The sequence below is a fragment of the Myxococcus sp. RHSTA-1-4 genome (genome assembly GCF_020037125.1).
In the GTDB taxonomy this organism is placed as follows: domain Bacteria; phylum Myxococcota; class Myxococcia; order Myxococcales; family Myxococcaceae; genus Myxococcus.
Genome location: NZ_JAIQDG010000052.1, coordinates 31,907 through 56,863, shown reverse-complemented (window position 1 = coordinate 56,863; position 24,957 = coordinate 31,907). Strand labels below are relative to the sequence as shown.

Below are 24,957 nucleotides of genomic sequence, written 5' to 3'. Positions count from 1 at the left end.
ACGACGCCCCGGTGAGGCACGCACACGCCCTTGGGGCGGCCCGTGCTGCCGGAGGTGAACATGATGTACGCCAGCGCCTCGCCGCCCACTCGTACCTCGGGCGCGGTGGCCGGCTGCCGGGCGATGACGTCCCACTCCTCGTCGAGCACCACCAGCGGGCAGCCCAGCGCCGGCAGCTCATCGGCCAGGTGCTGCTGAGTCAGCAGCACGCTGACGCCCGCCTCCTGCAGGAGGACGGAGATGCGCTCGGCCGGGGAGTTGGCATCCACCGGCACGTAGGCGGCGCCGGCCTTGAGGATGCCCAGCAGGCCCACCACCAGCTCCGGCGAGCGCTCCACGCTCAGGCCCACCCGGGCGCCCGGACGCACGCCCAGCAGGACCAGATGCCGTGCCAACTGGTTGGCGCGCTTGTCGAGCTCGGCATAGGTGAGCCGATGCTCGCGCGACGTCAATGCCACCGCGTCGGGAGTGGCGGCGGCCTGCCGCGCGAACAGCTCATGGATGGGTGTATCGCGCGGGTAGTCGACCGCTGTGTCATTCCAGGCCGTCAGCACCTGGCGGCGGTCCTCGGCCGACAGCAGCGGCAGCCTCGACAGCACCTCGTCCGGCGACCGCACCGCCGCCTCCAGCAGTGCGCTGAGCTGCCGGGCGATGCCCTCCACCGTGGCGTGCTCGAAGAGGGCGACGTTGTAGTTGAACCCGCCGGTGAAGCCGTCCTCGCCGCGCGTCAGCAGCAGCTCCAGCTCGGAGCGGGTGACGGGGAAGTCGGTCTCCAGGGGGCGCAGGGTCAGGCCCGGCAGGGCCAGCTCGCCCTCGGGCGCGTTCTGCAGGGTGAAGGTGACCTGGTAGAGCGGCGCGCGGGCCGGGTCGCGAGGCGGCTGCAGCTCCTCCACCAGCTTGTCGAACGGCAGGTCCTGGTGCTCGTAGGCGCCGAGGGTGGTGTCGCGCACCTGTGCCAGCAGCTCACGGAAGGTGTCCGTGCCCTGGAGGCGGGTGCGCAGCACCAGCGTGTTGACGAAGAAGCCGATGAGGGACTCGGACTCGGCGTGCCGGCGGCCGGCGATGGGCGAGCCCACCAGCACGTCCTCCTGGCCCGAGTACCGGTGCAGCAACAACTGGTACGCGGCCAGCAGCACCATGAACGGCGTGGCGCCCTCGCGCTTCGCCAGGGCCTCCACCGCCTCGCTCAGCCCGCGGGGCAGGTCCATCCGCACCGAGGCGCCCTCGAAGGTCAGCCGAGGCGGACGCGGCTTGTCGGTGGGCAGCTCCAGGTGGTGTGGGGCGCCGGCGAGCTTCTCGCGCCAGTAGCCGACCTGCCGCTCCAGCACCTCGCCCTGGAGCCAGCTGCGCTGCCAGACAGCGTAGTCGGCGTACTGCACCGGCAGTTCAGGCAGCGGCGAGGGCCGGCCCTGCCGGAAGGCGGCGTACAGCGCGGCCATCTCCCGGACGATGACGCCGTTGGACCACCCGTCCGAGACGATGTGGTGCACGTTGAAGACCAGCACGTGCTCCCTCGCCGCCAGCTTCAGCAGGAGCACGCGCAGCAGCGGGCCCGTGGCCAGGTCGAAGGGACGGAGCGCCTCCTCGGCCACCAGGGCCCGCGCCCGGGCCTGCCGCTCGGACGCGTCCTGGAGGTCCGACAGGTCCACCCGTTGGACGGGCACGGAGCCCGTGGGGTGGATGACCTGGACGGGCTGGCCCGCGTCATCGCGGAAGGTGGTGCGCAGCGCCTCATGGCGCCGCACCAACTCTTCGAAGCCGCGCAGGAGCGCGGCCTCATCCAGCTCGCCCTCGAACTTCAGGACGAAGGGGAGGTTGAAGAGGCTGTCCGCGGTGCCGAGCTGGCTGAAGAACCACAGCCGCTGCTGGGCGAAGGACAGGGGCAGCGCCGAGCCCCGGTCCACGCGCGTCAGCGGAGGCACGGCGAGCGCCGGGCGCACGGGCTCTCGCGTGGCATCGAGGCGCGCGGCGAGCGCGGCCACGGTGGGCGCCTCGAAGACGGTGCGCAGGCCCAGCTCCACGCCCAGCGCGGCGCGGGCGCGGACCACCACCTGGGTGGCCAGCAGCGAGTGGCCGCCCAGCTCGAAGAAGCTGTCGTGGACTCCCACGCGCGTGACGCCCAGCACCTGCGAGAAGATCTCCGCGAGTGCGGACTCCGTGGGCGTGGACGGCGCCACGTACTGGCCGCGCTTCGCCACCGAGGCCTCCGGGGCGGGCAGGGCCTTGCGGTCCACCTTGCCGCTGGGGGTCAACGGCAGCGCTCCCAGGTGCACGAAGGCCGAGGGCACCATGTACTCGGGCAGCTGCTTCAGCAGGGAGGCCCGCAGCGCCGCCTCGTCCAGCGTCCCGCCGTCGCCTGTGACGTAGGCCACCAGGCGCTGATCGCCGGCCGCGTCCTGGCGCACCACCGCCACCGCGTCGCGCACGCCGGGCCACGCCAGCAGCGCGCTCTCGATTTCACCCAGCTCGATGCGGAAGCCCCGCAGCTTCACCTGGAAGTCCGCGCGGCCCAGGTACTCCACCGTGCCGTCCGGCAGCCAGCGTGCCACGTCGCCCGTGCGGTACAGGCGCGCGCCCGGCGTGTCACTGAACGGGTCCGGAACGAAGCGCTCGGCGGTGAGCTGCGGCCGGCGCCAGTAGCCACGGCCCACCTGTACGCCGCCGATGTAGAGCTCCCCGGACACACCCGGCGGCACCGGTTGGCCATGTCGGTCCAGCAGGTGGATGCGGGTGTTGGCCACGGGCCGGCCAATGGGGATGCTCCGCCGCGACTCCCCACGCGGGCACGCCCAGTACGTGACGTCCACCGCCGCCTCGGTGGGGCCGTAGAGGTTGTGCACCTCCGCCACCGGGAGCCGCGCGTACGCCCGGCGCACCACGTCCGCCGGCAGTGCCTCGCCGCTGCACACCACGCGGCGCAGGTGGGGGAGGCGCTCCAGCCCCGGCTCCTCCACGAAGGCCCGCAGCATGGACGGCACGAAGTGCACCGTGGTGACGCGCTGCTCGGCCATGACGCGCACCAGGTAGTCCGGCTCCTGGTGCCCGCCCGGACGGGCCACCACCAGCCGCGCTCCCGTCATCAGCGGCCAGAAGAACTCCCACACCGACACGTCGAAGCTGAAGGGCGTCTTCTGCAGCACCGTGTCCGCCGCGGTGAGGCCGTACTGCTGCTGCATCCACAACAGGCGGTTGACGACGCCCGCGTGCGCGTTCATCGCGCCCTTGGGGCGGCCGGTGCTACCGGAGGTGAAGATGACGTAGGCCAGCGCCTCCGGTCCGGCCAGCGGGGCAGGGCGGGAGTCGGGCTGGCGCGCCACGGTGGCCCACTCGGAGTCCAGGAACAGCACCCGGGCCGAGTGGGGCGGCAGCATGCCGCTCAGGTGTTGCTGGAGGAGAATCACCGGCGCGGCCGTGTCCTCGAGCATCCACGCCAGCCGCTCGCTCGGGTACGCCGGGTCCATGGGCACGTAGGCCGCGCCGGACTTGAGGACGCCGAAGAGGGCCACCACCATCTCCAGCGAGCGCTCCATGCACACGCCGACGAGGGACTCGGGGCCGGCGCCCAGCGAACGCAGGTGGTGCGCGAGCTGGTTGGCGCGGGCGTCGAGCTGCGCGTAGGTGAGGCGCTGGCCCTCGTACTCCACGGCGATGGCGCCGGGAGTGAGGGTGGCCTGCCGCTCGAAGAGCTGGTGGATGCTCGCGTCGCGCGGGTAGTCCACGCGCGTGTCGTTCCACTCCACCAGCACCTGCCGGCGCTCCGCGTCCGTGAGCAGGGGCAGCAGGGGCAGCGGGGTGTCCGGCGACTCGACGACGGCACGGGCCAGCACGGCCAGGTGCCCGGCCAGCCGCTGCGCGGTGGCCTTCTCGAAGAGGCTGGTGGCGTACTCGATGCTGAAGGCGAGCCCCTCGCGGCGCTCCCAGACGTCCAGGCCCAGGTCGAACTTCGCCGTCCCCGAGGGCACCTCCACCGCGCTCAGCCGCAGGGTGGGCGACTTCGCCTCCATGGCCGGCGTGTTGAGCACGTTGAGCATGACCTGGAACACCGGCGTGCGGCTCAAGTCCCTCGGAACGCCCAGCAGGTCGATGAGGCGCTCGAACGGGGCGTCCTGATGCGCGTAGGCGTCCAGCGCCTGCTTGCGCACGCGGGCCAGGAGCTGCCGGAAGCTGGGCGCCCCGGACAGACGCGAGCGGAACGCGAGCGTGTTGACGAAGCAGCCGATGAGGCCCTCCACCTCCGGCGTGTTGCGGCCGGCGACGGGGGTGCCCACGGCGAAGTCCTCCTGGCCCGCGTAGCGGCTCAGCAGCGCCTGGTAGAGCGCCATCATCACCATGAAGGACGTGGCGCCCTCGCGGCGGCCGAGCGCCAGCAGCGGCTCGGACTGCTCGCGCGGCCACTCGAAGCGGTACGTGTCACCCGAGTAGGACTGGGCCGCCGGGCGCGGCAGGTCCGTGGGCAGCTCCAGGGCGGGCGTCCCGGCGAGCTGCTCCTTCCACCAGTGGAGCTGCCCGTCCAGCACCGTGCCTTCCAGGTAGTTGCGCTGCCACGCCGCGTAGTCCGCGTACTGCACGGGCAGCGGCGGCAGCGGCGAGGGCAGGCCGGCGCTGAAGCACGCGTAGAGGATGGGCAGCTCCTGGGCCACGATGAAGCCACACCACGCGTCGGAGACGACGTGGTGCATCGCCAGGCTGAGCACGTGGTCCTCGGGGCCCATGCGCAGCAGCAGCGCGCGGGCCACGGGGCCCTTCTCCAGGTCGAAGGGCAAGCGCGAGTGCTCCACGCAGCGGCGCAGCAGGGCCGCCTCGCGCTCCTCGGGCGTGGCGCCGGGAACGTCCTCCATGGGCATGGGCAGGGTGCCTGTGGGGTGGATGACCTGCACGGCGCCGCGCTCCGTGAGCGCGTACGTCGTGCGCAGCGCCTCGTGCCGCTCCATCAGCCCGTCCAGCGCGGCCTGCAGGGCCCGGGTGTCCAGCACTCCCTGGAGCCGGAAGTAGGACGCGTTGTTGTACGCCGTGCTCGCCGGGTCCAGCTGCTGCAGGTACCAGAGCCGCTGCTGCGCGAAGGACAGCGGCAGGGGGCCGTTCCTCGGCGCGCGCGGGATGGGCGGCGGCGCGCCCGGCACGGTGGCCGTGAGAGGCGCCGGAGCCGCCGGGGCGGGCGGACGCGGCGCCTGAGGGGCGGGCATCTTCGCGGCCGGCGCGGAAGGCATGGGCGCCTTGGCGGCCGGAAGGTTCACGGACTCCACGCGGCCGTCCGCGCGCAGGCGGGCATGCCGGCCCGTGCGGTAGAGCTTCTGGGAAGCGCCGAGCGGGTGGGGCACCAGCCGGCGGCGCTCCTCCTCGGCCGCGCGCCACAGGCCCCCTGGCACCCCGGCGCCTTCGAGCGCCAGCTCGCCCACGACATTCACCGGCACCGGCTGGCCGGCCTCGTCCAGCACCCAGGCCTGGAGGCCCGACGGCACGCGCTCACCCGGGGCACGCGGAAGCAGCGCCCCCTCCACGGCGTCGCCCGCCAGCAGCACCTCCACGCCCGCGGCCTTGTGTAGTGACGTGGCCAGCTCCGGTGACGCGCCCTCCAGAACCAGCGCCCCCACCGTCCCCAGCGACTCGCGGGCCTTTGGCAGCTCCGCCAGCGTGCGCGCCAGCCGCGCCGAGGTGTGCAGCAGCACGGCTCCGGACTGGCGCGCCAGCGCCAGCAGCTCGTCCACGCCCTGGCTGCCCTCCACCAGCACCTGCTCCTGGCGGACGGACGCCTCGGCCACCATCCGCTCGCGGATTTGGGCCAGCCTGCGCAGGCCCTCCATCACCACCGGCGTCTCCAGGCCGAAGTCGATGAGGCACGTCACCTCGTCCACGTCCGCCTCGCGCACCTCCTGCAGGCGCCGCAGCCCGCTCTCCACCGTGCCGATGAGGCCCGTGCTCATCGCGTGGTGCTCGAAGCCGTGCTCCAGCAGCGCGTTGATGTCCTCCTCGGACACCTTGTTGATCTCCCCCTGGTGCCCCTGCGCGGCCAGCAGCGAGGCGGTGATCTCCGCCGAGCCACGGAAGTAGGACAGCAACGGCTTGCGCACCAGGCGCAGCACCTCCTGCTCGTCCTCACCGATGAAGGTGTGGAGCATGCAGGTGATGTGGCCCCGGCCGGGGTGGCCGTTGCGGCGCCACGTCTCGCGGTACAGCGCGACCTTCGGCTTCAGGTCCTCCAGCGAGTGCGCGAACAGGCCCGTGAGGACGCCCGCGCCCATCTCGCCCGCCAGGCGGAAGGTCTCCGGGTTGGCGGTGGCCGTCATCCAGATGGGCAGCTCCTTCTGCACCGGCTTCGGGCGCAGGCCCACCTCGACGTCGACTCCGCCGCCGCCCTTGCGCCGGAGCTTCTCCCCGCGCCACAGCGCGCGCAGGGTGGCCAGGTTGCGCAGCAGGATGTTGCGCCGGTCCTCGTACGCGGACGGGTTGAAGATGAAGTCGTGCACGTGCCAGCCGGTGGCGATGGACAGGTCCGCCCGGCCACCCGAGATGTTGTCCACCACGGACCACTGCTCGGCGATGAGCATGGGGTCGTGCAGCGGCAGCACCACGCTGCCGGAGCGCAGGCGCAGGTTGCGCGTGACGGCGGCCAGCGCGGCGGAGATGACGCCGGGCTGGGGATAGATGCCGCCGAAGGAGTGGAAGTGCCGCTCGGGCGTCCACACCGCGTGGAAGCCGTTGGTGTCAGCGAACTTCGCGCCCTCGAAGAGCAGCTCGTACTTGGGACCCGTCATCGAGTCCTCGTCGTTGGCGAAGTAGCTGAGGCTCAGGTCCATGGCGCGCGTGCGAGGACCCCCACCGCCCAGGCGCACCAGCTGCGCCGTCATCTGCTCGGACGGGAAGACCACGCGCAGGCCGCGGGTGAGGGCCCACAGCGACTCCAGCTCCGGCCGCTCCGCGGAGGTCTCCACGGCGGCCAGCCAGGTGCCGCCCTTGGAGGGGCGCAGCCGCCCGTCCAGCGCGGTGAACAGCTCCGCCAGGGCCTGGTGGCTGAAGGACCATGCGGGCCTGCCGGAGCCCGCGGGCAGCAGCCAGGCCAGGGCGTCCGGCGCCGGCATCGCGGGACTCAGCGAGGCCGGCGCGACGGCGGGCTCCAGCGCGTCCTCCACGTACAGCACCCGCGACGCGTCCAGCTTCACGGGGTGGACGGCGCCGCGCCAGGTGATGAGCAGCGGCGCGACGGCGCCTTCCGGCGCATAGGTGCCCAGGGCACCCAGGTCCGACGAGCCGAGCGCCACCGCGGCGCCACCGGCCTCCAGCACGCCCCAGAGGGTGGCCAGCTTCTCCGGAGAGGGCCGCAGGCACACCGCGACCGGCTCTCCCGCGCGCACGCCGAGCGCCCGCAGGCGCGCGGCCACATTGCCGGCCCGGGTGGACAGCTCCGCCCACGTCCAGATCCGCCCGCCCTGGGTGGTGGCCACCGCGTCCGGCGTGCGGCGCGCACGCCCGGCGAGCAGCGAGGACACGGAGGCGGAGGCGGGCGTGGACCGCGGCAGCGGCCAGGCGCGCCGCTCCGTCTCGGTGACGAGGGGGAGCCGGGAGACCCGCTCATCCGGTGCCGCCAGGGCCGCGGCCAGCAGCACCAGGAGGTGCTCCAGCATGCGCCGGGCGGTGGCCTCGTCGAACAGCTCGGTGGCGTACTCCAGCGCGCCGTAGATGTGACCGGGCTCCTCGGTGAGGATGAGCGTCACGTCCGCCAGCGTGGCGCCCCATTGGACGGGAGTGCCCGGCACCTCGATGACGGAGGCCCGCACGCCCGTCATGTCGACGGACGCGTCGCCGCCGGCGTTGTTGTTGCTGTGGTACACGAAGACGGAGTCGGTGATGCGCGCCCTGCCGATGTCCTTGCCCGGGAGGAGCTGCTCCACCAGGAACTCGAAGGGCACGTCCGGGCGGGCCTGGGTGTCAGCCACCTCCTGGCGCACGCGTGCGAGGAGCTCGCGGAAGGTCGGGTCGTCCGCGAAGCTGGTGCGGAACGCGGCCGAGTGGGCCACGTAGCCGATGAGCGGCAGCAGCTCCGGACGGGTGCGGTTGGCGATGGGCGTGCCGACGATGATGTCCGTCTGCCCGCTGTAGCGGTGCAGCAGCGTCTTCCACGCGGCCAGCACCGTCATGTACGCGGTGAAGTTCTCACGCTTGCCGAACGCCAGCAGCTCCCGGGCGAGCGCGGGCGGGAGGCTCACCACCATGCGTTCCGAGGTGAGCGGGCACTCGGTGGGCCGGGGCCTGTCGGTGGGCAGATCGATCCGTCGCTGCAGGCCGGCCAGCCGCTGGCGCCACCACTGCTCCTGCTCGTGCAGCAGGTGCTCGGCGATGTTGCGGCGCTGCCACTCGCCGAAGTCCGCGTACTGGACGGGCAGGGGCGGCAGCGGAGAGGGCCGGCCCTGGCGGAAGGCGGTGTAGAGCTGGCTCAGCTCCTGGACGAAGATGAATGCGGACAGCGTGTCGAAGACGATGTGGTGGACGGCCACCAGCAGGATGTGCACGTCGGGCCGCAGCTTCAGCAGCGTGGTGCGGAGGACGGGGCCGTTGACCAGGTCGAACGGCTTCGCCGCATCCTCTCGGGCCAGGTGCATGGCCTCGGCCTCGCGCTCCTCGGGTGTGCCGGTGAGCTCCACCTTCACCAGCGGGACGTGCACGTGCGGGTGGAATCGCTGCACAGGACGGCCATCCACCACGTCGTAGGTGGTGCGCAGCGCCTCGTGGCGGCGGATGATCTCCTGGAGGGCTCGCTCCAGGGGCTCCACCTCCGCGGCGCCCTCCAGGCGGATGACGACGGGAATGATGTAGGCGGAGAGCCCGGGCCGGTACTGCTCCAGCTTCCAGACGCGCTCCTGGACAAAGGACAGGGCCAGCTCGCGGGTGCGGGGCTGCGGCGCCAGCGGCAGCTCGCGGGTCGGCTGCGCGGCGGGGGCCTGCTTCAGCAGCGGCTCCAGGCGCTCGGCGATGCCGGCCACCGTGGGGGCCTCGAAGAGGGCCGCCAGGGGGAGCTGGACGCCGAAGGTATCGCGGAGCTGGTTGAGCAGCTGCGCGGCCATCAGCGAGTTGCCGCCGATCTCCAGGAAGTTGTCGTCGCGGCCGACGAAGTCCAGGCCCAGGCGCTCGCGCCACAGCGCGGCCACGCGCTCCTCCGTGCTTCCGCGCGGTGCGTCCTCACGGGCAGGGCCCGCCGAGGCGGGGGCCGCGGGGGGCACGGACGTTGACGGCGAAGCGGAGGCGGCGGTCCCGGCACCGGCGGTCACCGCGGCGGGCACGGTCGTGGCGTACGGGGACGCCGGAGCCGCGGGGGCGCGCACGGCGCCGGACACGGGAGCGCCCCGCTCAGGCGTCGGAGCCGCGGCGGCCGTGGGCGTCGGAGCCGAAGCGGGGAGGGCCGGAGCCCCGGTGGGGAGCACCGGCCGGGCCGGAGCGGCGGCGCGCGGTTCCACCCAGCAGCGCTTCTTCTGGAAGGCGTAGGTGGGCAGGTGCACGCGCAGGCGCTGCTCGTGCTCGTAGAAAGCGTCCCAATCCAGCTCCAGGCCGACGGCCCACAGCTCGCCCATGGCCTGCAACAGGCCCGAGTACTCCGTGGTGGAGCCGCCACGCCGCAGCGTGGCCAGCGCCTTCACCCGCTCACGGTCCTGTCCCAGGCACGAGCGCACGAACGGCGTGAGGTCCTGGCCGGGCCCCACCTCCAGCAGCACGCCGCAGCCCTCCTCCAGCAGGGCCCCCACCGCGCCGGTGAAGAGCACCGGCTGGCGCATCTGGGCCGCCCAGTAGCGCGGCTCGGCCAGGGCTCCCGGCGTCGCCCAGGTGCCGGTGACGCTGGAGGCATAACGCAGCGCCGGCTCCGAGCGGCGCAGCGACGCCACCGCCCGCTCCAGCTCCGCCATCAGCGGCTCCACGTCCGCCGAGTGGAAGGCATGGGGCGCCGGCATGCGCACCGCCCCCACGCCACGCCGCTTCAGCTCCTCGCGCAGCCGCTCCACCTCGTCCACGGGACCCGCCACCACGCACCGGTCCGGCGCGTTGACGGTGGCCACCTCCAGGCGGCCGGACAGCAGCGGCGACACCTGGGCCTCGGACGTGGCCACCGCGAGCATGGCGCCCGGGGGCATGCGGTGCATCAGCTCACCGCGCACCACGGCCAGCTTCAGCCCGTCTTCCAGGGGCAGCACACCCGCCACGCACGCGGCGGCGTATTCGCCGAAGCTGTGGCCCAGCACCGCGTACGGCTTCACCCCCCAGTCCATCCAGGTGCGTGCCAGCGAGTACTCCACCGTGAACAGCGCCGGCAGCGCCACGCGGGTGTCCGCCAGCAGCGCGGCCGTCTCCGCGTCCTTCGCATCCGGCTCGGCCCGCAGCAACGCGCTCACCCTGGCGCGCAGCGACTCGTCCAGCAGCGCGAGGCACGCGTCCACGTGCGCACGGAAGGCGGGCTCGGCCTCGTACAGCTCGCGGCCCATGCCTGGCTGCTGGGCGCCCTGGCCCGGGAAGACGAAGGCCACGCGGAGACGGCGCGCCGCCTCCAGGTCCTTCACCTTCATCGGCGTGTACGGCTTGCGGAGCTGCCGGGCCAGGTCGCCCATGTCCCGGGCCACCACCGCGCGCCGGTGCTCGAAGTCCGTGCGGCCCACGGCGTGCGTGAAGGCCACATCCGCCAGCGGCAGCGCTGCCCCGGTGCCTTCGGCGTGCGTGGCGAGCCGCTGCGACGCCGCCTCCAGCGCCTCGGGCGAGCGCGCGGACAACGTGACGAGCTGGTGGGAGCGCCGGGTGGAGCCGCTCTGGGACGACATGGGGGATTCCTCGAGCACGGCGTGGGCGTTGGTTCCGCCAACGCCGAAGGAGCTGACCGCCGCGCGCCGCGGCGTCTCGCCCCTCGGCCACGGCCGCAGGGATGTGTTGACGAAGAAGGGTCCGGAATCGAAGTCGATCTGCGGGTTGGGGCGCTCGAAGTGCAGGCTCGGAGGAATCTCTCCGTGGTGCAGCGACAGCGCGACCTTGATGACGCCAGCGAGGCCCGCCACCGTGTCCATGTGGCCGACGTTGGTCTTCAGCGAGGCCAGGGCGATGGTGCCCCGGTGCTCGGCCCCGAGGCCGTACGCGCGCTGGAGCGCGGCCACCTCAATCGGGTCACCCAGCGGCGTCGCGGTGCCGTGGGCCTCCACGTAGCCGATGTCCTTCGGCTCCACGCCCGCGTGGGTGAGGGCCCGGGTGATGACGGCGGCCTGCCCCTTCACACTGGGCGCGGTGAAGCCGGACTTGTTGCGGCCATCGTTGTTGGTGGCCGTGGCCCGGATGACGGCATAGATGGAGTCGCCGTCGCGCTGGGCGTCCTCCAGGCGCTTGAGCACCACGGCCGCCACGCCGTTGCCGGGAACGGTGCCCTGGGCCTTCGCGTCGAAGGCGCGGCAGTGCCCGTCCGGGGAGAGGATCATCCCTTCCTGCCAGACATACCCGGTGCGCTGCGGCACGTTGACACGCACGGCGCCCGCCACGGCCGCGTCGGACAGACCGGACAGCAGGTTCTGGCAGGCGAGGTGGATGGCCACCAGGCCGGTGGAGCACGCGGTGTAGACGAGCGTGCTCTCACCGGTGAGGCCCAGCTTGAAGGCCGTCTTCGTGGCCAGGCTCTCGTGCGTGGCGGTGCCGTACAGCTCGAAGTGCGCGGCGCCGTCCAGCGGCAGGGTCTCCCTGACGGCTTCCGTGTAGCCGGAGCCCGTGGCGCCCGCGTACAGCGAGATGTCGCCGGGGTAGCGCGAGGGAGCGATGCCGGCGTCCTCGAGCGCGCTCCACGCGACCTGGAGGAAGAGCCGCTGCTGCGGGTCCAGCCACTGCGCCTCGCGCAGCGACATGTCGAAGAAGGCGTGGTCGAACTCGTCGATGCCGTCGATCACGCCCGCCGCGGGGACGAAGGCCGGGTGCTGCCACAGCTCCATGCCCTCGGGCAGTCCCGGCGCGTGCTCCAGCTCCTCCTGGGAGAAGCGCGAGATGGACTCGATGCCCTCGCGCAGGTTGTTCCAGAACTCCTCCACGGACGCGGCACCGGGGAAGTGGCCCGACATTCCGACGATGGCGATGCGCCCCGAGCCGGCGGCCTCGGAGCCTCCACGGGTGCGTGGACGGGACTCGAGGGCGGGCTTCTGCTCCGCTCCCGCCTCGCGCTCCAGGCGCTGGGCGAGGCCGTGGACGGTGGGGTGCTCGAAGAGCCACACCACGGGCACCTCGCGCTTCAGCTCCTCGCGCAGGCGCGCGGCGATGCGCACCACGGACAGGGACGTGCCGCCCAGGTCGTCGAAGAAGTGGTCATTGACGCCGACCCGGTCGGCGCCCAGCTCGCGGGCGTAGAGGACCGCGAGCCGCTGCTCCAGCGGATTGGCCGGCTCCACGTAGCGCCCCTGGCTTCCGGTGGAGGCCGGCGCGGGCAGGGCCTTGCGGTCCACCTTCCCGTTGGGGCTCAGCGGCAGCGCGGGCAGCACCACGAAGGCCGAGGGCACCATGTACTCGGGGAGCCGCTGGCGCAGGTGCTCGCGCAGGGCCGCGGCGTCCACGGCCTGGGGCGTGGTGAGGACGGCGTAGGCAACGAGGCGCTTGTCGCCGGGGACGTCCTCGCGCACCACCACGATGGCCTCCCTCGTGGCGGGGTGGGACAGGACGGCGGCCTCCACCTCGGCCAGCTCGATGCGGAAGCCGCGCACCTTCACCTGGGTGTCGATGCGCCCCAGGAAGTCCACCCGGCCGTCGGGACGCCAGCGGACGAGGTCACCGGTACGGTAGAGGCGCTCGCCGGGCGTGGGCGAGTAGGGGTTCGGGACGAAGCGCTCGGCGGTGAGGTCCGGCCGGGCCAGGTAGCCGCGGGCCAGGCCCTCACCGCCGATGAACAGCTCCCCCGGAACGCCGATGGGCACCGGCCGCATGTCCGCGTCCAGCACGTACACCTGCGTGTTGGCGATGGGCGCGCCGATCGGCAGGGTGGCGCCCACGTCCTCCGGACGCTCGACCCGGAAGCAGCTCGTGTAGACGGTGTTCTCCGTGGGGCCGTAGCCATTGGTGACGGGTACGCGCAGCGTCTCCAGCACGCGCCGGACATGCGGCGCCGAGACGACGTCGCCGCCGGTGAGGAGCTGCCGCAAGCCACGCAGTGCCTCGAGCTTGTGGTCCACCACCTGGGAGAAGAGACCCGCGGTGAGGTGGAGCGTGGTGACGCCGTGGCGCTTGAGCACGGTGTTCAGCAGCTCCAGGTCGCTGGGGGGCTGCGGCGGGAAGACGGCGAGGCGGGCGCCGAACATCAGCGCGCCCCAGATCTCCAGCGTGGAGGCATCGAAGGAGATGGGGGCGACGAGCATGAACGTCTCGTCCGGCCCGATGTGGACGTAGTCCACGCCGTGCAGCAGGCGCAGCACGCCCCGGTGCTCCACGGCCACACCCTTGGGGCGCCCCGTGCTGCCAGAGGTGAAGTCCACGTAGGCGAGGTTGCGCGGGCCCACCGGCACGCCGGGCGCGGACGTGGGCTGGCCCTCCAGACGCAGCTCCTCCGCGAAGAGGCATGGCACGGACTCAGCGACGGGCAGCCGGGAGCGCAGCTCGCGCGAGGTGAGTAGCAGCCGCGGCGGAGCGTCCTCCAGCATGAAGGCCAGCCGCTGCGCCGGGTACGACGCGTCCAGCGGCACGTAGGCGCCACCTGCCTTGAGGATGGCCAGCAGCGAGACGACCAGCTCCAGCGAGCGCTCCAGGCACACCGCCACGAGCGAGTCCGTGCCCACTCCGTGTGAGCGCAGCAGGTGCGCCATCTGGTTGGCACGCGCCTCGAGCTGCGCGTAGGTGAGGCGCTGCTCCCCGAACTCCAGGGCGATGGCATCCGGGCGCAGGGAGACCTGCTGCTCGAACAGGTGGTGGATGCAGGCCTCGCGCGGGTAGTCGAAGCCGGTGCTGTTCCACTCCGTGAGCACCTGCCGGCGCTCGGCGGGGGTGAGCAGCTCCAGGGTGCTCAGGGGCCGGTCAGGCGTGGTGACCGCGGACTCCAGCAGCGTGCGCAGGTGGCCGGCCATGCGGGCCACGGTGGGGGCCTCGAACAGGTCGGTGCTGTATTCGAGGAAGCCGCGTAGTCCGTCCGGCGACTCGGTGAGCGTGAGGTTCAGTTCGAAGCGGGCGGTGGCGTTGTCCAGGTCCACCGGGCGCAGGGTGAGGCCCGGCGCCTTCAGCTCGCCCGTGGGCATGTTCTGCAGCGAGAAGACGGCCTGCACCAGCGCGTTGCGGCTCAGGTCGCGCTGGGGGTGCAGCTCCTCCACCAGCTTCTCGAAGGGGATGTCCTGGTGCTCGTACGCCCCCAGGGTGGTCTCCCGCACCTGTCGCAGCAGCTCGCGGAAGGAGTCCCGCGCGCGCACTCGGCCGCGCAGCACCAGCGTGTTGACGAAGAAGCCGATGAGCCCTTCCAGCTCGCCCTGGCGGCGGCCGGCGATGGGCGAGCCGATGAGCAGGTCCTCCTGCCGGCTGTGGCGCGACAGCACCACCTGCCACGCGGCCAGCAGCACCATGAAGGGCGTGCTGCCCTCCTGGCGCGCGAGGGTGGCCACCCGCTCGGACAGCTCACGGGGCAGGTGGACGGGCAGGGCAGAGCCCCGCTCGGAGAGGATGGAAGGCCGCGGCTTGTCGGTGGGCAGCTCCAGCACCAGCGGCGCCCCGGCGAGCTGCTCCTTCCACCACGCCACCTCCCGCGCGAGCACGTCTCCCTGGAGCCATCCGCGCTGCCACACCGCGAAGTCCGCGTACTGCACCGGCAGCGCCGGGAGCGTGGGCGTCCCGCCCGCGGAGAAGGCCTCGTAGGCCGCCGCCACCTCGCGCACCATCACCGCCATGGACCAGCCGTCGGAGACGATGTGGTGCATGACGAGCACCAACAGGTGCTGCGCCGCGTCCAGGCGGATCAGCCGCGCGCGCAGCAGCGGGCCGGTGCCCAGATTGAAGGGCCTGCCGGCCTCCTCGGTGGCGAGCCGCCGCGCCTCGGCGTCACGTGCCTCGGGCGGCAGGCCGCCCAGGTCGGTCAGTGGAAGCGTCCAGTCCGCGGTCGGGTGGAGCACCTGGACGGGCTGCCCCGCCTTCAGCACGAAGGTGGTGCGCAGGGCCTCGTGCCGGGCAACGAGGTACTCCAGCGAGCGGCGCAGCGCCTCCGCATCCAGCGCGCCCTCCAGGCGGAGCGCGGCGAACATGTTGTAGTCGCTGCCGCCGGGACGCACCTGGTCCACCACCCACAGCCGCTGCTGGGCGAAGGACAGCGGCAGGTCTCCGTCGCGGGGAGCGGGCAACAGCGGTGGCGTCCCGGGCGCTTGGGCTCGCGAGAGGAGCGCTGCCTCCACCTGCTCGGCGAGGCGGGCGACGGTGGACGCGCTGAAGAGGGCGCGCAGCGGAAGCTCCGTCTTGAAGGCGGAGCGCACGCGAGAGACCAACTGCGTGGCCAGCAGCGAGTGACCGCCCAGCGCGAAGAAGTCGTCCTGCGCGCCCACGCGCTCCACGCCCAGCACCTGGGCGAAGAGCTCCGCCAGCGTCTGCTCCGTGGGCGTGCGCGGCGCCACGTACTCCCCACGGCTGGACACCGGCGCGTCCGGCGCGGGCAGGGCCTTGCGGTCCACCTTGCCGGCGGGCGTCAGCGGCAACGCCTCCAGCGGGACGATGGCCCAGGGCACCATGTATTCCGGCAGCCGCTGGTGCAGCCACGTCCTCAGCACCTCGGCGTCGAGCGCCTCCTGCCGCGAGGCGGCCTGGGTGACGTAGGCCACCAGCCGCTTGTCGCCGGGCCGCGCCTCCCTCACCACCACCACCGCTTCGGCCACCGCCGCGTGAGAGCGCAGCGCCGCCTCCACCTCGCCCAATTCAATGCGGAAGCCGCGCACCTTCACCTGCGAGTCCAGGCGGCCGAGGAACTCCAGCGTCCCGTCCGCCCTCCAGCGCACCCTGTCACCCGAGCGGTACATCCGCGCTCCGGGTTGGGGGCTGAAGGGGTTGGGCACGAAGCGCTCGGCGGTGAGGGCCGGCCGGCCGTGGTAGCCGCGCGCCAGGCCGTCGCCGCCGATGAAAAGCTCACCGGGCACGCCCACCGGCAGCGGCTGGAGGGCCTCGTCCAGCACGTACACCTGGGTGTTGAGGATGGGGCGGCCAATGGGCACCGAGGCCCCCACCGAGTCACCCGGCTGAAGCAGGTGGAGGGTGGTGATGGTGGTGCTCTCGGTGGGGCCGTAGGCGTTGATGAGGGGCAGGCCCTGGGCCAGCCGCTCACGCACGCGCTGCACGGGCATGGCCTCGCCGCCGGCCTGCACCTGGCGCACGTGGGCCAGGGCGTGGGGCTGGTGCTGCTGGAGCTGGTCGAAGAGGGCGGTGGCCATGCTGAGCACCGAGACACGGCGCTCGACGAGGAGGCGGCCGAGCTCCTCGACGTCGGGGGTGTGCGGCGGGTAGACGACGAGGCGTGCGCCACTGAGCAGCGCGCCCCAGACTTCGAGGACGGACGGGTCGAAGACGAGGGGAGAGAGCTGGAGGACGACCTCGTCGGGCCCCAGGTGCCAGGAGGGCATGCCGGACAGGAGGCGAAGCACGGCACGGTGGGGGACGGCGACGCCCTTGGGAGTGCCGGTGGAGCCGGAGGTATAGGTGACGTAGGCGAGGGCTTCGGCGCTGGAGGGCACCGTCACCGCGTCAGCGGGTTGCTGGGAAATGCGCTCCCAGGCGGAGTCGAGCAGGACGGTGGGGCGCGAGTGGGGCGGCAGCGCGCGAGCCACCGGCTCCAGCGACAGCACGGCGGCGACGTCGGAGTCCTCGAAGAGGAAGGCCAGGCGCTGGGCGGGAGCGGCCGGGTCCAACGGCACGTAGGCGCCACCGGCTTTGAGGATGGCCAGCAGGCCCACGAGCATTTCGAGGCTGCGAGGCAGGCACAGGCCGACGCGGGACTCGGGCCCGACGCCCAGGGAGAGCAGGTAGCGGGCGAGCTGGTTGGAGCGGGCGTCGAGCTGGGCGTAGGTGAGAGTCTGGCCGAGGAACTCGACGGCGACGGCGTCGGGGGTGCGGCGGGCCTGGGCGGCGAAGAGCTGGTGGATGGTGGCGGTGGAGGGGTAGTCGGCGCGCGTGTCGTTCCAGTCGACGAGGACCTGCTGGCGCTCGCTGCCGGTCAGCAGCGGCAGCCGGGACAGCGGGACGTCCTGCGCGGCGAGTACCGTCTCCAGCAGCACGCGCAGGTGCGTGATCAACCGCGCCGCGGTGCTCTCCTCGAACAGCTCGGTGTTGTAGTTGAGCGCCCCGGTGAAGCCCTCCGCGGACCGATTCAGGCTCAGGGTCAGCTCGAACTGCGCCACGCCGTTGTCCACGAAGAGCGCCGGACGCACGGACAGCTCCGGCAGCGACAGCTCCGGCACCGGAGCGTTCTGCAGGGCGAACATGGTCTGGAAGAGCGGCGTGCGGCTCATGTCCCGCTGCGGCTGCAGCGTCTCCACCAGCTTCTCGAAGGGGACGTCCTGGTACTCGTACGCGCCCAGGGTGGTGTCGCGCACCTGGGCCACGAGCTGGCGGAACGTGAACTCCGGCGTGAAGCGGGCGCGCAGCACCAGGGTGTTGACGAAGAAGCCGATGAGGCCCTCGGTGTCACCCTGGTTGCGGTTGGCGATGGGCGAGCCCACCAGCAGGTCGTCCTGGTTCGAGTAGCGATACAGCAGCGTCTGCCATGCGGCCAGCAGCAGCATGAAGGGCGTGACGCCCTCACGTTGGGCCAGCGCCTCCACCTGCTCTGCGAGCGGGAGCGGCAGGTGCACGGGCAGCATGGAGCCGCGGTGGGAGAGAACGGCGGGGCGTGCCTTGTCGGTGGGCAGCTCCAGCACCTGCGGCGCGCCCGCGAGCTGCCGCTCCCACCACCCGAGCCGCTCGCGCAGCGTGTCGCCCTGGAGCCAGGCGCGCTGCCATGCCGCGTAGTCCGGGTACTGCACCGGCAGCTCCGGCAGCGGCGAGGGCTGGTCCGCGAGGAAGGCTTCGTAAAGCGCCGTCAGCTCGCGGACGAGCACCCCGAGCGACCAGCCGTCGGAGACGATGTGGTGCAGGTGGAGCACCAGCACATGCTCCCGCGCGCTCAGCTTCAGCAGCAGGAGACGCAGCAGCGGGCCCCGGGTCAGGTCGAAGGGACGGCGCGATTCCTCATGGGTCAGGCGCTCCGCCTGGGCCCGCCGCGCGGCCGGGTCCTCGATGTCCGACAGGTCCACCCGCGCCATGGGTACCGCGGCGGCGGGATGGATCTCCTGTACGGGCTGTCCCTCGACGGTATGGAAGCTCGTGCGGAGCGACTCGTGGCGGCGCACCAGCTCGTCGAAGCTGCGCTGCAAGGCGGACTCGTCCAGCGTGCCCTCCAGGTTCAGGGCGAGGGGCACGTTGTAGAGGGTGTCGCCCGGCTGGAGCTGATCGATGAACCACAGCCGCTGCTGGGAGAAGGAGAGCGGCAGCGCCTCCGTGCGGGGCGCTCGGGTGATGGGGGGAGCGCGAGTGCCGCCCTGGGTGGTCCCGAGGCGCTCGGCGAGAGCCGCCACGGTGGGCCTGGCGAACAGCTCGCTCAGCGGCAGCTCCAGGTTGAAGGTGGCGCGGATGCGCGTCACCACCTGCGTGGCCAGCAGCGAGTGGCCGCCCAGCTCGAAGAAGTCGTCGTGGATTCCCACCCGCTCGCGGCCCAGGACGCTGGCGAAGATGGCCGCCAGCTTCTCCTCGGCCTCCGTGCGGGGGGCGACGAAGGCCCCCGGCTCCGAGCCTCCGGAGTCCGGCGCGGGCAGGGCCTTCCTGTCCACCTTGCCGTTGGCGTTGAGGGGCAGGGCATTCAGTGTCACCACCGCCGAGGGCACCATGTACTCCGGCAACTGCTTCGCCACGAAGGCGCGCACCGCCGAGACCTCCAGCCCCTGCTCCGCGTCCGCCGGCACGACGTACGCCACCAGGCGCTTGTCGCCCGGCACGTCCTCGCGCACCACCACCACCGCCTCCTTCACCCCGGAGGCCTGGCGCACCGCTGCTTCCACCTCGCCTGGCTCGATGCGGAAGCCGCGCACCTTCACCTGGAAGTCGGTGCGGCCGAGGAACTCCAGCGTGCCGTCGTCCGTCCAGCGCACCTTGTCCCCGGTGCGGTACAGCCGTGCGCCGGGCCTCCTGGCGAAGGGATGCGGCACGAAGCGCTCTGCCGTGAGGTCCGGCCGGTTGAGGTAGCCCCAGGCCAGGCCGTCGCCACCGACGTACAGCTCACCGGGGACTCCCGGCGGCACCGGCTGCATGGAGGTGTCCAGCACGTACGCGGTGGAGTCGGCGATGGGCCGGCCAATGGGTACCGAGCGGCCCACCGCGGCTCCCGCCGACATGATGTGCGCGGTGGAGAAGGTGGTGTTCTCGGTGGGGCCGTAGCCATTGATGAGCACGGCGCCCTGGGGCATCAGGGCCAGATGCTCCTTCACCCGCTGCACCGGCAGCACGTCGCCGCCGGCCAGCACCTGAAGCACTCCGGCCAGGGCCCGCGGCTGGTTCGCCACCATCTGCTCGTACAGCGCCGCCGTCAGCCACAGCGAGGTGACCTGGTGGCGCACCAGCAGCGCGCCCAGCTCCTCCAGTGACAGGGCACCGGGCGGAGCCAGCACCAGCTTCGAGCCATGCAGCAGCGCGCCCCAGATTTCGAGCGTGGACGCGTCGAAGGCCACCGGCGCCGCTTGCAGCCAGACCGCCCGGGGCCCGAACTCCATGAACGTGCCCACCTGCACCAGGCGCACCACGCCCCGGTGTGGCACGCACACGCCCTTGGGCTGGCCCGTGCTCCCGGAGGTGAACATGACGTACGCGAGGTTCTCCCCGCCCACGTCCACCTCGGGCGCAGACTCCGGCTGCCGGGCGATGCGCGAGGCCTCCTCGTCCATGACCAGCAGGACGCAGCCCAGCTCCGGCAGCTCCTCCGCCACGTTCGAGTGGGTCAGCAGCACGCCGGCCCCGGCCTGCCGCACCACGAAGGACACGCGCTCGGCGGGCCAGCTCCCGTCCAGCGGCACGTAGGCCGCGCCGGCCTTGAGGATGCCCAGCAGGCCCACGATGAGGTCCACCGAACGCTCCAGGCGCACGGCGACGCGGGCACCGGCCAGCACGCCCATGCTCCGCAGGTGGTGCGCGAGCTGGTTGGCGCGCACGTCCAGCTGCGCGTACGTCAGCTCCGCGTCCCCGGAGACCAGCGCCACGGCCTCGGGGGTGCGCGCGGCCTGCCGTGCGAAGAGCGCGGGCAGGGACGCCTCACTGTCGCCGTTGGCCGTGGCATTCCACTCCTCCACCACCTGCCGGCGCTCCACCTCGGTCATCAGGGACAGGTCGCCCAGCCGGCGCTCCGGCGCGGCGAGGATTGACTCCAGCAGCACGGTGAAGTGGCGCACCAGGTTCAGCACCGTGCCCGGGTCGAACAGGTCCGTGCTGTAGTTGAGGTGGCCGGTGAAGCCCTCCCGCCCGTCCTCCAGGAGGAGGGAGAGGTCGACCATGGCGGAGGCGCTGTCGGACTGAAGCTGCCGAAGCGTCAGCCCCGCGACGTCGAGGGACGCCGCCGGCGTGTTCTGGAGCGTCAGCAGCACCTGGACGAGGGGCGGATGGGCGGTGTTGCGCTCGGGGCGAACCTCCTCCACCAGCTTCTCGAAGGGGACGTCCTGATGGGCGAAGGCGGCGAGCGTCGTCTGCTTGACCTGGGCGAGCAGCTCCAGGAAGGAGGCGCGTGAGTCGATGCGGGAGCGCAGGACGAGCGTGTTGACGAAGAAGCCGATGAGTCCTTCGAGCTCGGAGCGGGTGCGCCCGGCGATGGGAGAGCCGACGAGGACGTCGTCCTGGCCGGAGTAGCGGGAGAGGAGCAGCTGCCAGGCGGCCAACAGCACCATGAAAGGCGTGGCGCCGTGCTGGTGGGCAAGGTCCTTGAGTGCCTGGGAGGCCGGAGCGGAAAGGTGGACGGGAAGGGAGGCGCCGCGGTGACTCTGGACCGCGGGGCGGGGGAAGTCGGTGGGCAGCTCCAGCAGGTGTGGAGCGCCGGCGAGCTGCTGGAGCCAGTAGTCGAGCTGGGCCTGGAGGGTGGACCCCTGCAACCAGCCCCGCTGCCAGATGGCGTAGTCGGCGTACTGGAACGGCAGCTCCGGAAGCGGCGAGGGCCGGCCCTGGTGGAAGGCCTCGTAGAGGGCCACCACCTCACGCACCAGCACGCTCATGGACCAGCCATCGGAGACGATGTGGTGCATGCACACCAGCAGCACGTGCTCCCGCGGCTCCAGCTTCAGCAACTGCGTGCGCAGCAGCGGGCCGGAGTCCAGGACGAAGGGCCGCTGGGCGTCCTGCATGGCCAGCTCGCGCGCACGGGCCTCGCGCTGCGCCTCGGGCAGCGGGCCGAGGTCCACCAGCGGGAGGCTCCAGGCCGCGGGCGGGTGGACGAGCTGGTGGGGCGAGCCCTCGTGCCGCGGGAAGGTGGTCCGCAGCGACTCGTGGCGGCGCACCAGCTCCTCGAAGGCGCGGCGCAGGGCCTCGACGTCCAGCGCTCCGGAGAGCCGCAGGGCGGCGGGCATGTTGTACGTCGCGGTGCCCGGCGCGAGCTGGTCGAGGAGCCACAGGCGCTGCTGGACGAGGGAGAGCGGCAGCGGGCCGGTGCGGGGCGCGGGGACCAGCGGGGGCAACCGGGCGATGTCGCCACGCCGCTGCGCGGCGCTCACGTGAGGAGCGAGCGCGGCCACGGTGGGCGCCTCGAAGAGGGTGAGCAGGGGGAGCTCCACGCCGAAATCGGAGCGCAGGCGGGAGACGAACCGGGTGGCCAGCAGGGAGTTGCCGCCCAGCTCGAAGAAGCTGTCGTCGATGCCGATGGGGTGGATGCCGAACAGCTCACCCACGACCTGGCACAGCGCCTTCTCCAGCTCGTCGCGCGGCGCGACATAGGCCGCGAACAGCTCCGGGCGGTTGCCGCTCGCGGCGCTTCCCTCCGCGGAGGCCGCGAGGGGCTCGCTGGCGCCGGACGTCTCGGAGCCGCTCCGGGTCAGGAGGGCTCCCGGAAGCGCGCCCCCCGAGGTGGAGGTGGGCTCCAGCCAGTGGCGCTGCCGCTCGAAGGGATAGGGAGGCAGCGGGACGCGCAGCCGCCGCGCGCGCCCCTGGAAGGCCTTCCAGTCCACGTCGACGCCCGCCTGCCATGCCCTGCCCACCGCCTCCAGCAACACGGGCACGTCGCGCTCGCGCTCCATGGCATGGGGCAGCGTGGGCGACACGACGACGCCCGCGGCCCGCTCCGGGTGCTGCAACGCGAAGGCCGTCAGCGCGTTGCCGGGCCCCACCTCCAGGAGCAGGCGGTCCGGCTTGCGCAGCAGCTCCGCCACCGCCGCGGAGAAGCGCACCGTGCCGCGCAGGTGCCGGGCCCAGTAGTCCGGGGACGTCGCCTCCTCGGCCGTCAGGGGCTTGCCGGTGAGGTTGGAGAGCACCTCCAGCTTCGGCGCCTTGCGTTCGACGGCACCCACCGCGCGGGTGAACTCCGCCAGGATGGGGTCCATCATGGCCGAGTGGAAGGCGTGCGACGTCTGCAGGCGGCGCGCCTTGAGGCCGCGCTCCTCCATGCGACGCTCGAAGGCCTCCACCGCCGGCAGGGGCCCGGCCACCACGCAGCGCCCGGGGGTGTTCACCGCGGCGAGCGACAGCTCCGAATCCAGCAGCGGCAGCACCGCGTCCTCGGCCAGCGGCACGGACGTCATCGCGCCCGGGGGCAGGCTCGCCATCAGCCGGCCCCGCTCGCACACCAGCGACACCGCGTCATCCACCGAGAAGACGCCCGCGAGGCATGCGGCCACGTACTCGCCGACGCTGTGTCCCAGCATGACGCCCGGCCGCACGCCCCAGTGCATCAGCAGGCGCGCCAGCGCGTACTCCACGGCGAAGAGGGCCGGCTGCGTCCACTCCGTGGCCTTCAGCCGCTCGTCGGCGCCCGTGCCCTCGCCCATGACGAGCGCGCGCAGGTCCATCCCCCGCACGGTGCGCACCCGCTCCGCGCACGCGTCGAAGTGCTCGCGGAACACCGGCTCGCGCCGGTACAGGCCCGCGGCCATGCCCGCGTACTGCGAGCCCTGTCCCGAGAAGAGGAAGGCCACCGAGGGGCGCTGGCCCGCCACCTGGCGCGTGGGCAGCCGCTCCGGAGAGGACAGTGCCGCGAGCGCATCCTGCGCGTCCCGGACGACGCAGAAGCGCCGGTGGTCGAAGTGCTGGCGCCCCGTCCGCAGCGTGTACGCCGCGTCCGCCAGGTTCAGCTCGGGCTGCTCCTGAAGGTGACGGGCGAGGTTGTCGGTGGCCCGCTGCAGCGCGGCGGGCGTGCGCGCGCTGAGGACCAGCAGTTGGTGCGGCTCCGCGGGGGCCGAGGGCTCCCGCGGGGGCGGCTCCTCCAGGATGAGGTGGGCGTTGGTGCCGCCGATGCCCAGCGAGGAGATGCCCGCGCGCCGGGGCTCGCCCTGGGGGCGCTCCCAGGGCCGCGGCCGGTCATTCACGTAGAAGGGCGAGTTGGCCAGGTCCAGGGCCGGGTTGGGCCGCTTGAAGTGCAGGCTGGGCGGCAGCACGCCGTCGCGCAGCGCGAGCGCCACCTTGATGAGGCCGGTGACACCCGAGGCCGCGTCCAGGTGCCCCACGTTCGTCTTCACCGAGCCGAGGGCGCAGAACTGGTTCTTGCGCGTGTACTTGCGCCAGGCCTTGGTCAGCCCCTGGACTTCTATCGGGTCGCCCAGCCGGGTCGCCGTGCCATGGGCTTCGACGTAGCCGATGGACTCCGGCTCCACGCCTGCGGCGCCCAGGGCTTCCTGCACCACCGAGGACACGCCCTCGGTGCTCGGAGCGGTGAAGCCTGCCTTCTGGCTGCCGTCGTTGTTGATCGCGGTGCCCAGGATGATGGCGTAGACGGTGTCTCCGTCCTCCAGGGCGCGGTCCAGCGGCTTGAGCACCACGCAGCCCACGCCGCTGCCGAGCACCGTGCCCGAGGCGTCCGCGTCGAAGCTGCGGCAGTGCCCGTCAACGGACTGCACACCGCCGTCGGTGTGCAGGTAGCCATTGCGGGTGTGGACGAGCACCGAGGCGCCACCGACGAGGGCGACGTCGCACTCCTCGTTGAGCAGGGCCTGGCAGGCGACGTGCGTGGCCACCAGCGACGAGGAGCAGGCCGACTGGACCAGGTGGCTGGGGCCGCGCAGGTTCAGCTTGTAGCTGACGCGCGTGGCCAGGTAGTCCTTGTCGTTGGCGAGCTGGAGCTGAAGCGGATCGGTGGCGAGGGCCACCGGGTTCCGCATCAGGTTGTAGAGCAGGTACGTGTCCATGGCGGCGCCGGCGTAGACGCCCACGCGCCCGGGCACGCCCTGCGGGTTGTAGCCGGCGTCCTCCAGCGCCTCCCACGCGCACTCCAGGAAGTGACGGTGCTGGGGGTCCATCAGCGCGGCCTCCTTCGGAGGGACTCCGAAGAAGGTGGCGTCGAAGTGCTCCATGGACTCAAGGAACGCGGCGGCCTTCACGAACCGCGGATCACGGACGAGCTCGGCGGGCAGGCCCCGGCGCAGCAGCTCCTCCTCCGTGAAGAAGGACACCAGCTCGGTGCCGTCTCTCACCTGCCGCCAGAAGTCGCTGATGCGCTCCGACCGGGGGTAGTGCCCCGCGATACCGATGATGGCAATCTCAGTTCCGCTACGGCTCATGGCTGTTCTCGAGCGATCGACGTTGCGTGTGGGTAGGGCAGGCGACGGCGGTTTGTTGCCGCTGCCCGGCGGACCGGAGTCGGAGGTGGGGAGCGGCCAGGTCCCCTCGTACAGGCGCCGCGCGGCGGGCTTCGGCCGGCGGCGGGGGCTGTCCACGGAAGGCTCGGAGCCCGCCTTGATGGGGCCGGGCTCCAGCCTTCATGGCCGCCTGGCAGCGAGGACGGGACGACACATCATGAGCCGTTTTGAG

At 72.6% G+C, this 24,957-nt stretch carries 1 protein-coding gene; it reads right to left on the bottom strand.

What is annotated here, in order from left to right:
• The coding region (locus tag K8638_RS41170) for a non-ribosomal peptide synthase/polyketide synthase (RefSeq protein WP_223760250.1) at nucleotides 1-24,707 on the bottom strand (24,707 nt) is incomplete at its 3' end.
• Nucleotides 24,708-24,957: the final 250 nt, after the last annotated feature.